Source organism: Flavobacterium anhuiense (genome assembly GCF_050990855.1).
Taxonomy (GTDB): domain Bacteria; phylum Bacteroidota; class Bacteroidia; order Flavobacteriales; family Flavobacteriaceae; genus Flavobacterium; species Flavobacterium anhuiense_C.
Genome location: NZ_CP158861.1, coordinates 4,875,591 through 4,888,356, shown reverse-complemented (window position 1 = coordinate 4,888,356; position 12,766 = coordinate 4,875,591). Strand labels below are relative to the sequence as shown.

The following is a 12,766-nucleotide window of genomic DNA, read 5'->3' as shown; positions in this document are numbered from 1 at the left end:
AACGCTTTAAGCTTTAGGCTCTAAGCCGTAAGCTATTGGCAATAAGCAGTAAGGAATAAGCCTAAAGCTTATTGCCTAAAGCTTAAAGCTTATAAATAATCGTAATAAATATTGGTTAAGTATAAACCATGTGCTGGGACAGAAAACCCTGCTTTTTCTCTGTTTTTGCTGGCAATTATAGTTTCAAAATCTGCCAGCGTGATTTTGTGTAATCCAATATTAATTAAAGTTCCTACAATTGAGCGAACCATATTTCGTAAAAACCGATTTGCCGAAATAGTAAAAATTAATTTTTCGTTTTCTTGTTTCCAGTATGCCTCAAAAATCGTGCAATCAAACGTATTTACATCAGTATTAACTTTTGAAAAGCATTGAAAATCTGTATGCTTTAGTAATAGTTGTGCCGCTTCATTCATTAAATTGATGTCCAATTTCTGTGTAACATACCAGCTCAGTTCCTGTAAAAACGGATTTTTTACTGTATTGATATGATATTCATACGTTCGCTTTGTAGCATCAAATCGGCAATGTGCTTCATCGTGAACTAAAATAATATCAAAAACGGCAATGTCTTTTGGTAAATAAGAATTCAGTTTATAAATCAAAACCGGAATATCTAAGATTTTTTCTGTGTCAAAATGACCGTACATTTCGCTTGCATGAACGCCAGTATCTGTTCTTCCGGCACCCATGATGCTAATAGTTTCATTTAATAAAACAGAAAAAGCCTTGTTTAAAGTTTCTTGAACTGAAGAAGCATTTGGCTGTATTTGCCAGCCATGGTAATGGGTTCCGTTATAAGCAAATTGAATAAAATATCTCATTTTAAGGGACAGGGGTTCTGAGGGGCAAAGGTACAAAGGTTTTTTGATTTTAGGTGACAAAGGTTGAAAGTGACAAAGAGACAAAGGTGTTTTTTGCGTTTTTTAATTGTAGAGACGCACTGCAGTGCGTCTAACTCCAGATTGACAAATAGTAAATATCAAAATAGGATTACGTGTCTAAAGAAAAACTTTGTAGCTTTGTTTCTTTGAACCTTTGTCCCTTTAAAAAAATGACTAAAATACTCCTTCTTTCAGATACTCACAGCCACATTGATGATACTATTTTAAAATACGTTGCGCAGGCAGATGAAGTTTGGCATGCTGGAGATATTGGAGATTTGAAGGTTACGGATACTATTAAAAAGCTAAAGCCTTTGCGAGCGGTTTATGGAAATATTGACGATGCAAAGGCGCGATTGGAATTTCCTTTAAACAATCGTTTTTCTTGTGAAAATGTATCGGTTTGGATTACGCATATTGGGGGATATCCTGGGAAATACAATCCAAATGTTAGGGAAGAGCTAGCTTTGAATGCGCCAAAATTATTTATCTGTGGGCATTCACATATTTTGAAAGTGATGTTTGATAAAAAGAATAATTTACTGCATATGAATCCGGGGGCGGCAGGGAAAAGCGGTTTTCATAAAGTGAGAACGATGCTTCGATTTGTAATTGATGATGATAAAATTAAAGATCTGGAAATTATCGAAATAGGAGCGAAGTAATTAATGAGGCAACGGAATCTGGATTTTTATTCTGGTTCCCTGATTTTCTTTTGAAATAATAGACAAGGTTCCTTTGTATTTTTTGATTCGCGCCCTAATTCTGTTTAAACCAAAACCTTCTGCGTCTTTCAGTTTGTGTGTTTTAAAACCAATACCGTCATCGTAAATACTGAAAATTAACTGATCTTGTTTTTCGGTCAAAGAAAGCACTGCTTTTTGAGCATTACTGTGTTTGGTAATATTGCTGAACAATTCGCTGACAATAAAATAAATCTTCATTTCGAATTTTTCAACGTATCTTCTGGTAATCGGAATGGAGTTTGAAAATTCAAACGAAATGGCGGAGTTAGAATTTTTTTCGCATAAATCTTCTAAAGCATAAATTAATCCAAAACGAACCAAAAGCGATGGAACAAGATCATGAGACATATCTCTTAAAAGTTCATGCGCTTCAGATAAAATGGTTTTGGCCTTTTGTATTTCGCTTGAATTTATGTCGTGCTGTGCTGTAAAAGTATTCAAATGTAATCCTGCTGAAGATAAGAGCGAATTGATATTGTCATGCAGGAAAGAAGCAATTTTTTTGCGTTCTACTTCTTGAGAATCAATACTGGAATTTATAATATTGAGAAGGATTTTCTGTTTGGTGTTTTTTCGTTTTATTTTCTGTTTGAGTTTGTTGTTTTGGTATAAGAAATAAAATAAAAGAAAAATAATGACTGTAAGTATAATGGATAAACTGACGATTTTTTTGTTTCGCAATTGTTCTGATGTACTAAGGTGGTGATTTGGCCATTTACCGTTAATTTCGGTTTGCGGAACTTTTAAAGTATCTTTTTGCTACGCGATGCTAATGTTTTCAATAGCAAAAGATAAAAACAAGAAAATAAAAAGTTTGAAACGAAACATGAAAGCAATTTTTAAGGGTTTATCAAATTGTTTTTAAAAGCATATTTTGCTAAGCCTACGGTGCTTTTTATATGCAGCTTTTTCATGATGTTTTTACGATGCGTTTCTACCGTATGCGAACTGATAAAAAGCTTTTCGCTGATTTCTTTTCCGCTGTATTCTAAGGCAATTAGGGTTATAATTTCAATTTCCCTCGGACTCAAAATCGGATTTTCTATCATTATGTTTGAATTCAATTTTGGATTGTCTTTGAATGTATTGAAAATCTTTTTTCTAACAGCATCGCAAAAATAGTCTTGTCCTTGATAAACAGCTTCGACCGCTTCGATAATATTATCACCAGCGCAATTTTTGGTGAGATAGCCTTTTGCGCCCAATTTCATTACTTCTTTAATAATTTTTAAATCGTCATAACTGGATAAAATAATGACTTTGCAAGGCAATTGTTTTTTATTGAATTCTTTCAATGTTTCGATGCCGTCTTTTTTAGGCATGCTAATATCTAAAATCAAAATATCGGCTTTGCCTTTTGAAACATCGTCATAAACAGTTGTGCCATCTATTGAAGTTCCTGCCACTTCAAACTTTGAAACCGTTTGAAGGAGATTCGATAGTCCATCAATTAAGACCTGATGATCGTCTGCAAGATGAATCTTTATTTTTGGCGTCATGATTGTTTGAATTTGAAAAATGCAAATTTATCATGCGAAGAACATTTTTATTGTGCTCTTTAAGTTTGATTTATAACAGAATAAGACATAAAAAAACCCGAATCAAAATTCGGGTTTTCTTTCGCACAAAATAAACTAAGTTTATAGGTTTACCTCAAACGATCAACAGATTTTACAAGATCTTCGTCCTTTTTGATGGCCTTATTAGCTAAAACTAATAACACGATAGCGACAATCGGCATGAACATCCCAATACCTTTCTCAGAGACCTCAGTCCCTCCAGATAAATTTAGTGATCGATATACAAATAATCCTAATAAAATTAAATTTAATATTATATTAAGTCTGTTTAACACAAACTGATTTTGTCTCTTTTTAAATGAAATTATACTGATAATACTAAGCATAGTTGTTAAGCCTAATAAAACAGCATAAAGTTGATCCTGCATAAAAAAGAATGGCTTTCCTGCACTAGTTGTCCAAAGCGGAACAAAAAGCATTAAAATGCCAGTTGCAGCAAAAGCAAGAAATAAATATACAGTCTGAATTCTTTGTATCATGGTCTAAAAATGTTTTACAAAAATATATTTTCTTTTTTTAAAATACTATTGTATGATAAAATTTTATTCGTATTATTGCATCATAATACCGTAAGCACTTCATACTGCGGTCAATTCAAATTAATTATCTACCTATTCTTTTTACAGTATTTCCTTTAAAATAATTAAATTCATAGAACATTCATGTTTGATATTTCTGCATTAAAAGAAATGAAGCTTTCTGAGCTTCAAGAAATAGCTAAGTTAGCTAAAACCATAAAGATTACCGGTGTCAAAAAAGAGACTTTAATTAGTCAGATTTTAGCACATCAGGAAAGTACTCTTGCACCTGCTGAAGCTCCTCAAACTAAAGTTGTTGCTGAAGCAAAAGAAGAAAAACCAAAGCGTGCTAGAATTGCGCCGCCAAAAACAAAAGCAGCAAATACCAAAAATGCTCCCGTTTTAGAATTTGATAAAGTAGAGGAAACTGTTCAAAAAAACGATCCTGTTGCAACAGCTCAGCCAATTGCAGAAACGGCAACTGAAGCAGTAGAGGGAAATAAAGGGCCAATAGCTAAAAAAGAGCCTAAAGGCGGTAAATTCAATAAACAGGCATACGAGAAAAAAGTAGCACTGAAAAAAGAAAAAGAGGCAGTATCTAATGAAGAAGCAGTAGAAGCAGCTCCATCAGAATCAATTATTTCTGAGACCACTGCCGAAGCAGTTGAGACAGCTGAAAAAACGCCAGCAATTACTCCTACAAAAAAGATCAATCCGAATCAGAATAAAAATCAGAACCAAAACCAAAATCAAAACCCGAATCAAAATCAAAATGGGAATGGCAATGGAAACGGAAATCATAACAACCAAAACCCTAATCACAAGAATAAAAAGAACAATAACAATTTCAGAGATTCAGATTTTGAATTTGACGGAATTATTGAAAGTGAAGGTGTTTTAGAAATGATGCCAGACGGTTACGGATTTTTACGTTCATCAGATTATAATTATTTAGCTTCTCCAGACGATATTTATTTATCAACTTCACAAATCAGATTATTTGGTTTAAAAACCGGAGATACTGTAAAAGGAGTGGTTCGCCCGCCAAAAGAAGGCGAGAAGTTTTTTCCATTGGTTCGTGTGTTAAAAATTAACGGACACGATCCGCAAGTAGTTCGCGATAGAGTTTCTTTTGAACACTTGACACCAGTTTTTCCTTCAGAAAAATTCAAACTAGCCGAAAAAGGCAGTTCTATTTCAACAAGAATTATAGATTTGTTTTCACCAATAGGTAAAGGGCAGCGTGGTATGATCGTTGCACAGCCTAAAACAGGTAAAACAATGCTTCTTAAAGATATTGCAAATGCAATTGCAGCCAACCATCCTGAAGTTTATTTAATTGTTCTTCTTATTGATGAGCGTCCTGAGGAGGTTACAGATATGCAAAGAAGTGTTCGTGGTGAAGTTATTGCTTCAACTTTTGACAGAGAACCGCAAGAACACGTAAAAATCGCTAACATCGTATTAGAAAAAGCAAAACGTTTAGTAGAATGCGGTCACGATGTTGTGATTTTATTAGATTCGATTACGCGTTTAGCAAGAGCTTATAATACGGTTCAGCCGGCATCAGGAAAAGTATTAAGTGGAGGTGTTGATGCTAATGCATTGCAAAAACCAAAACGTTTCTTCGGAGCGGCTAGAAATGTAGAAAATGGAGGTTCTTTAAGTATTATCGCTACTGCATTAACCGAAACTGGATCTAAAATGGACGAAGTGATCTTCGAAGAGTTTAAAGGTACTGGTAATATGGAGTTACAATTAGACCGTAAGATAGCTAATAAACGTATTTTCCCTGCCATCGATCTTACATCATCTAGTACACGTCGCGACGATTTATTATTAGATGAGAAAACATTACAAAGAATGTGGATTATGCGTAAATATCTTTCAGATATGAATCCAGTAGAATCTATGGACTTTGTAAACGATCGTTTCAAGAAAACGAAAAATAATGAAGAGTTTTTGATTTCGATGAATGACTAGTTAGAGGGACAAAGATTCAGGAGGACAAAGGGACAAAGTTTTTCTCTTTGAGTAAAATATAGAATGCAAAAAAAAAGGATGAGTTTTACTCATCCTTTTTTTTTGGCAAAGATTAGAAGCCTTTGTTGCTTTGTTCCTCTGAACCTTTGAACCTATTTCTTATCAACTACCGGTCTTTCTGCTCTATTAGCTAAATCCCAAGCTACGACAAACGCAAGTTTTGTTCTTTTTGTTAAAGCATCGTATTCGATTTTTTGAGGTTCGTCACCTTTTTTGTGGTAATCTTCGTGAACTCCGTTGAAGAAGAAAACAGCTGGAATACCGTGTTTTGCAAAGTTGTAGTGGTCAGAACGCTCGTAGAAATGATTCGGATCTTTTGGATCATTAAATTTAAAATCTAAGTCCATTTTGATGTATTTATCATTTTGAGCTACAACAGCATTATGTAAATCAGATGATAATCGGTCTGCACCAATTACATATACGTAGTTGTTTGTTTTTGCATGCTCCACATCACGACGTCCGATCATATCGATGTTGATATCGGCAATTGTATTTGCGATTGGAAACAATGGATTTTCAGAATAATAACGAGATCCATGTAAACCGTGTTCTTCACCAGTTACGTGTAAGAACAAGATAGAACGTTTTGGTCCATGTCCTTGTTTTTTAGCTTTCGCGAAAGCTTTAGCCATTTCTATAACTGCTACAGTTCCAGAACCATCGTCATCAGCTCCGTTGTAAACTTCTCCATCTTTAATTCCAACATGATCGTAGTGTGCAGAAATTACCAAAACTTCATTTGGTTTTTCTGAACCTTCAATATAAGCCCAGATATTTTCTGAATCAGGTAAATTTTGATTGCGTTTTGCGTTCATAAATGCTGCAGGAACTGGCTGATAGTAATCTGAAGCTCCTTTTGGAAAAGAGATTCCATTTTTTTTGTATTGCTCAATCATGTAAAGACCCGCTTTTTTCTGTCCTTTAGAACCCGTTTCGCGACCTTCCATTTCATCAGAAGCAACAGTGTAAAGCATTGTTTTAAGATCTTTTTCGCTGATCGCCTTAATATATTTTGACGGATCCGAATTGTCTTTAGATGCTGTTGACTGCGTAGTTTTACAAGAGTACGCAGTAACAATTAAAAATAAAATGAGTAATTTTTTCATTCTAAATAGTTAGTGTAAATTAATAAATGTGTAAAGAACGTAAATGGTCAGTAAAAATAGAATAAAAAGTGAGTTTATTATAAAGAGCATAACGCTTTTAACAAATGACACTATTCTAGATTCGCCATAAAAACGATGATGTGCAGGATAAAAATAATAACACATCCAGATTGTGCCCACAAAAGTGGTAATGCCTGAAATAAAAGATAGTGGACTGTCTTCTCCAAATAAACCTATAATCCTGTCAACGATAAACATAATCAGGAAAATCAATAAGAGGAACGAAAAATAATGGAGCGTGAATATTCCGTGATCAAAATAATACCATCTTTTTTTGTTGTGAAAAAGCCACAAGAAAAAAGCAAAAAACGGCATGATAATAAAAAGGATTTTTGGTAGATTGTGAAAAAAAGCTTCTATGAATTTTGTGTAAATCTCTTTTTTGGTGTATTTCTCAGTGACATGACTTGCTTTTTCAACAAACCAATAGCTACTAGCATTTAGCTTTTCTTCTGGTTTTCCATATTTCTGCAGAGAATCAACTTTCTTCATATTTGCAAAAGTAAAGTACTTCCTGTCTTCCTTTTTAATATCCAAGTCTTTAGTAGCTTTAGCAATTTCTTTATTTAATTCTTTTTCGCTTTTATCGATATCACCGTTTATTTTGCTAGGAAACATAGCAATCAGTAAAAAAGTGATAAAACTGATGAAAATATACAATCTAACTGGTGCCAAATAAGACAGACGTTTTCCAGAAAGATACTCTTTAGTAAGCGTTGAAGGCTTAAAAAGCAGATTTTTTATGGTTTTCCAGAATGCATTTTCGTAATGCGTTAAATCTTCAAAAAAATGAACAAATAAATGGTGGAAAGTTTTTCTGGAATCACTGTTTTCTTGTCCGCAGTTAGGACAAAATTTTTGTTCGACAACATGCCTGCAGTTTAAGCAGGTTTTGTCTTCTCTAATTTTGTTGTGTGACATTGGCTATTTCAGTTGATTTGGTTTTGGTCTAGTTTTTTCAGTTATTATTTTTTAAGCACTTCGTTCAAGAAAAGCTGTAAATGCTCAAAAGATCTTTTAGCAGCAAGAGCGTTGTAAGCTGCGCCTTTAGAATTGTCGCTTCCAGCTTCGGGATTTGTAAAAGAGTGTACCGAATTTGCATAATAAATCATTTGCCAATCTGCCTTAGCATCGCGCATTTCTTGTTGGAAAGAAGCAATTTCTTCTTTAGGAACAAACGGATCATCAGCACCATGACAGATTAAAACTTTTGCATCAATTGTTTCTGTTTTTCTGCTGGCATCTTTTCCTAAACCGCCATGAAAAGAAGCTATTCCTTTTACATTCAAATGTCCGCGAGCAGCTTCTAGAACTCCAGTACCTCCGAAACAGAAGCCAATTGCAACGATATTGTCTGCATTTGCTCCAGATTTTACCAATTCTTTCAAAGCAGTATCAATACGTTTTTGATACGCTTCGAAATTTGTTTTATAAAAACCAGCTTGTTTTCCAGCTTCGCTAGTATTTTTAGGATAGTTTCCTTCGCCATAGATATCAGCGATAAAAACGTTGTAACCTAGTTTAGCTAATTCTTCTGCAATTCCTTTTGACGCATTATCGATTCCGAGCCAAGCTGGTAATAGCAAGATTCCAGGATTGTTGCCACTTTTTTTAGCAGATTTAATGAACAAGCCATTCAACTGTTGGCTTCCTTCGGTATATTTTACGGGTTTCAACTGCGCATTCATAAGGTTACAAAATAAGATTGCACTGAATAAAATAAGTACGGCATTTTTCATAATTTGGTAATTTTTAACAAATATCAGAAATATTATGTTACAAAAAAACCTCGCAACTAAATTATTGTGAGGTTTGTAACGGATATTTTAAAGGAATATTTTTCCTTATTATAAAGATATATTGCGTTTAAAAGCGCAGCCCAGTTCTACAATAGAATCGGTTTTATCGATGCCTGGAATTCCATCAATTTTTTCGTAAAGAATGCGACGCATGTGTTCATGATTTTTAGCAATAATTTTAATGTAAAGCGTAAAAGAACCTGTTACGTAATAACATTCGGTAATCTCCGGAATTTCTTTAAGTGCTTCAATAATTCTTTCAGAATCAGAATCTTTGTTTAATGTGAGTCCTGTAAAAGAAGCCCAGTCGTAACCTATTTTCTTCTCTTGAATAATAGGTTTGATACCGCCAATAACACCTTGTTCCATCATTCTGTTAATACGCTGATGCACCATCGTATTTGATATTTTTAAATTTGCAGCTATTGCAGAAAAAGCCATTCTTCCGTCTTTTTCTAATTCCTTAATGATGCTGATATCAAATTCGTCTAATAATTCCATTATTTTAAATTGAGTTATAAACTGTTTTATTCTTTTTAGTGAATTGCATATAGTTCCTACGGAACATTTTTATCGGAATATTATAAATTTTACCAATCTAATATTCCTAACGAATAATCACGTAGGGATTAAATATAGGTAGACAATGTCAAATATAATTTTGTACCGTAGGGACTGCATGACATTATGCAATTTTTAATATTCCGAATTCATAAAAGTAACTATTTTTTTTAATAATCATTCAAAGAATATTTCTCTCAAAAGAGATTTACTTTTTTTATGGTTAAAAAATATGCATTTTGACTTACAATTTGTTATTTATAAGTCAAAACATTATATTTAAGTTCTTTTTTAATTTAATTTTGATATTTTTGTAGAAATAAAAAGCATATTATGATAAGTACAGAAAAAACACTTTCGTCAAAATCTGAAGTTTTGATTGAAAAAGAAAACAAATATGGAGCTCACAATTACCATCCGCTTCCTGTAGTTTTAGAACGTGGAGAAGGCGTATATGTTTGGGATGTTGACGGAAAGAAATATTATGATTTTTTATCTGCTTATTCTGCAGTGAATCAAGGTCATTGCCACCCTAAAATTGTGAATGCAATGGTAGAACAAGCACAAAAACTGACTTTGACTTCTCGTGCTTTTTACAATGATAAATTAGGAAACTACGAAGAATATGTAACCAAATATTTTGGTTTCGACAAAGTTCTTCCAATGAATACAGGAGCCGAAGCGGTAGAAACTGCTTTGAAAATTTCTAGAAAATGGGCTTATGAAGTAAAAGGAATTCCAGAAAATCAAGCGCAGATTATTGTTTGCGAGAATAATTTCCACGGAAGAACGACTACGATTATTTCATTTTCAAATGATGAAACGGCACGTAAAAACTTCGGACCTTTTACAGATGGTTTTATTAAAATTGAATACGATAATCTTGAAGCACTTGAAAACGCTTTAAATTCATCAAAAAATATCGCTGGATTCTTAGTTGAACCAATTCAAGGAGAAGCAGGGGTTTATGTTCCTTCGGAAGGTTATTTAGCGAAAGCGAAAGCACTTTGCGAGAAGCATAATGTGTTGTTTATTGCTGATGAAGTTCAAACTGGAATTGCCCGTACAGGAAAACTATTAGCGGTTCATCACGAAAACGTTCAGCCAGATGTTCTAATTTTAGGAAAAGCAATTTCTGGCGGAGTTTATCCAGTTTCTGCCGTTTTATGTAATGACGAAATCATGAACGTAATTAAGCCAGGACAACACGGATCTACTTTTGGAGGAAATCCTGTAGCGGCTGCAGTTGCCATTGCAGCTCTTGAAGTTATTAAAGATGAAAAATTGGCTGAAAATGCTGAACGTCTTGGAGTAATTTTAAGAGATGGATTGAATAAAATTGCTGAAAAAAATAGTCTAATTACGCTGGTAAGAGGAAAAGGTTTATTGAACGCCATTGTAATCAATACAGATGAAGAATCTGATTTGGCTTGGGAAATCTGCCTAAAATTCAGAGACAACGGATTATTGGCAAAACCAACTCATGGAAATAAGATCAGATTGGCGCCGCCTTTGGTTATGACAGAAAAACAAATTAACGAATGTTTGGAGATTATTGAGAAATCTTTGAATGAATTTAAGAAATAAAAAAACTCTTTGAGTTCAAAATAAAAAAGCAGCGGGTTAAATCGCTGCTTTTTTTGTAGATACCATTTTTTTTAAAGTGGCCGTTGCAGTAACAGCCACTTCTTCATAATTACTAAAAATATCAAAAAAAGTAATTATTTTTTCGCAGCTGCACCTGGAATCAATTCACCTTTTTGCTTGAATTTGCTGTATTCAACCACTCCAGTTTTGTCTGCCCAATCAAAATATTTTGCCGAAAGATTGTTTACAATTCCAGGATTTTGAGCTGCTACGTTTGTAGTTTCTCCACGGTCTGCTTCAAGATCATAAAGTTCCCATTGGTAAGACGGATAGATCGAAACCAATTTCCATTTGCCTTCTCTAACCGCTCTATTTCCGGCTCTTTCCCAGAATAACGGAGCACCACGATTTACTTCAGAAGCATTATCGAATAAAACTGGCAATAAGCTTTTTCCAGCAAGCGGATTAGAATTTACACCATTTAACGTCTTAGGATATTCAATTCCGGCCAATTCGTAAAAAGTAGGAGCAAGATCTATAATGTGTCCTGTTCCCTTATCGATTCTTCCTGCTTTAATTTTTGAAGGATACCAAGCAATAAATGGAGAACTGAATCCGCCTTCATGCATATTGTTTTTATAATCCTGTAATGGCGTATTTGATAAATAAGCCCAGTTTTGTTCTTGGTAATCGAAAGACCCAGATGAACCAACAGGTCCGTCATTACGAACTAAACCTCTTTTTAATGGATTATAAGTATTAAATCCGCCTTGAGCGCCATTATCTGCAATGAAAATGATTAAGGTGTTTTTGTCTTTTTTCAAAGCTTTTAATTTGTCTAAAACTTTACCCACATTTTGATCCATATTATCTACCATGGCGGCGTAAACCTCCATTTTAGCTTTCCAGAATTGTTTTTCGTCATATGTCAATTTATCCCATTCTGGAACTTCTTGATCACGAGGGGCAATAGTTTGATTCGGAAGAATGATGCCGTTTTCTCTTAATTTTTTAATTCTTTTCTCCCTTAAAACGTCCCAACCTTCGTCAAATTTCCCTCTGTATTTGGCAATATCCACTTGTTTTGCCTGTAGCGGCCAGTGTGGTGCGGTAAAGGCTAAATACAAAAAGAAGGGTTTGTTTTCTTTGTTTTGCTCATCTAAGAAAGTCACCGCATTGTTTCCGATTTCATCTGTGAAGTAGTATGAATCGTCTTTTGGATGCAATTCTTCGTTGTTGCGGATCATTTTTACAGGATAAGCCGTTTTTCCAAATGGCAAAGGTTTAGTATCGAAATAATTCGCCGCACCTTTTAAGATTCCGTAAAACTTATCAAAACCTCTTTGGTTGGGCCATTGCGCCTGATCTTCAGAGCCAACGTGCCATTTTCCAGACATCAAAGTGCTGTAACCTCCAGAACGGAAAACTTCACCTAAAGTCAAAGATTCTTTGTTTAAATAACCTTGATAGGCTGGAAGACCTAAATTCACATCAAAATAACCCACTCCAGCTTTGTGCTGGTATTGTCCTGTTAATAAAGATGCTCTCGTAGGCGCACAAATAGAGTTGTTATAAAACTCACGAAGACGTGTTCCTTCTTTTGCTAAACGATCTAAATTTGGCGTTTTAATTTCAGATCCGTAATTTCCCAAATCTGAATATCCCATATCATCCACCATAATTAGAATGACGTTTGGTTTTGAGGATGCGGTTTGCGCATCGGTTTTGTAAGTACCGATTATTCCCGTCAATAAGACAGAAAATAAAATGTTTATTTTTTTATTCATCTTGTATAATTTACTGTTAGTATATTTTTTAATTCATATAAATGTTTTTTTAACACATAGAAACATAGATTTTGAGTTTTTGTAAAATCTAT

Annotated in this window: 12 protein-coding genes; 3 read left to right on the top strand and 9 right to left on the bottom strand. The window is 34.1% G+C overall.

Annotated features, from left to right (window positions below; genetic code table 11):
* Positions 1-89 precede the first annotated feature (89 nt).
* Entirely contained in the window at positions 90-824 is a 735-nt protein-coding gene (gene truA, locus ABTV69_RS21110) for a tRNA pseudouridine(38-40) synthase TruA (protein WP_433832351.1), read from the bottom strand.
* A gap of 230 nt (positions 825-1,054) precedes the next feature.
* Here truA and ABTV69_RS21105 point away from each other — a divergent pair, with 230 nt between their 5' ends.
* The gene (locus tag ABTV69_RS21105) at positions 1,055-1,549 is read left to right on the top strand and encodes a metallophosphoesterase family protein (RefSeq protein ID WP_433832349.1); all 495 of its coding nucleotides are present in this window, start codon (positions 1,055-1,057) and stop codon (positions 1,547-1,549) included.
* Here the strand turns inward: ABTV69_RS21105 and ABTV69_RS21100 are convergent, their stop codons facing one another.
* From ABTV69_RS21100 to ABTV69_RS21090, 3 genes are all read right to left on the bottom strand, one after another.
* A complete protein-coding gene (locus tag ABTV69_RS21100; RefSeq protein WP_433832347.1) occupies positions 1,550-2,311 on the bottom strand; it encodes a sensor histidine kinase in 762 nt (253 codons plus the stop codon). It lies immediately after the preceding gene.
* A gap of 158 nt (positions 2,312-2,469) precedes the next feature.
* The gene (locus tag ABTV69_RS21095) at positions 2,470-3,129 is read right to left on the bottom strand and encodes a response regulator transcription factor (protein ID WP_433832345.1); all 660 of its coding nucleotides are present in this window, start codon (positions 3,127-3,129) and stop codon (positions 2,470-2,472) included.
* 149 nt (positions 3,130-3,278) lie between these two features.
* Positions 3,279-3,689 carry a DUF4293 domain-containing protein gene (locus ABTV69_RS21090; protein WP_433832343.1) on the bottom strand — a complete coding sequence of 137 codons (411 nt, stop codon included), beginning with the start codon at positions 3,687-3,689 and terminating at the stop codon, positions 3,279-3,281.
* Positions 3,690-3,872: 183 nt separating this feature from the next.
* On the opposite strand from ABTV69_RS21090, the gene rho reads away from it, so the two are divergent.
* Positions 3,873-5,711 (top strand): transcription termination factor Rho, encoded by a 1,839-nt coding sequence (gene rho, locus ABTV69_RS21085; protein WP_433832341.1) that lies wholly within the window; start codon positions 3,873-3,875, stop codon positions 5,709-5,711.
* A 152-nt stretch (positions 5,712-5,863) separates the two neighbouring features.
* On the opposite strand, the gene ABTV69_RS21080 is transcribed toward rho, so the two are convergent.
* From ABTV69_RS21080 to ABTV69_RS21065, 4 genes are all read right to left on the bottom strand, one after another.
* Positions 5,864-6,880: a M28 family peptidase gene (locus ABTV69_RS21080; RefSeq protein ID WP_433832339.1), complete on the bottom strand. Its 1,017-nt coding sequence runs from the start codon at positions 6,878-6,880 to the stop codon at positions 5,864-5,866.
* 9 nt (positions 6,881-6,889) lie between these two features.
* The gene (locus ABTV69_RS21075) at positions 6,890-7,861 is read right to left on the bottom strand and encodes a DUF3667 domain-containing protein (RefSeq protein WP_433832337.1); all 972 of its coding nucleotides are present in this window, start codon (positions 7,859-7,861) and stop codon (positions 6,890-6,892) included.
* A gap of 44 nt (positions 7,862-7,905) precedes the next feature.
* Positions 7,906-8,679 (bottom strand): dienelactone hydrolase family protein, encoded by a 774-nt coding sequence (locus tag ABTV69_RS21070; protein ID WP_433832335.1) that lies wholly within the window; start codon positions 8,677-8,679, stop codon positions 7,906-7,908.
* Between the two features lie 108 nt (positions 8,680-8,787).
* Positions 8,788-9,240 (bottom strand): Lrp/AsnC family transcriptional regulator, encoded by a 453-nt coding sequence (locus tag ABTV69_RS21065; RefSeq protein WP_433832333.1) that lies wholly within the window; start codon positions 9,238-9,240, stop codon positions 8,788-8,790.
* A 393-nt stretch (positions 9,241-9,633) separates the two neighbouring features.
* On the opposite strand from ABTV69_RS21065, the gene rocD reads away from it, so the two are divergent.
* Positions 9,634-10,887, top strand: coding sequence for an ornithine--oxo-acid transaminase (gene rocD / locus ABTV69_RS21060; protein WP_433832331.1), 1,254 nt, complete (start codon positions 9,634-9,636; stop codon positions 10,885-10,887).
* 134 nt (positions 10,888-11,021) lie between these two features.
* Here rocD and ABTV69_RS21055 read toward each other — a convergent pair whose 3' ends face one another.
* Positions 11,022-12,674 carry an arylsulfatase gene (locus ABTV69_RS21055; protein ID WP_433832329.1) on the bottom strand — a complete coding sequence of 551 codons (1,653 nt, stop codon included), beginning with the start codon at positions 12,672-12,674 and terminating at the stop codon, positions 11,022-11,024.
* Positions 12,675-12,766: the final 92 nt, after the last annotated feature.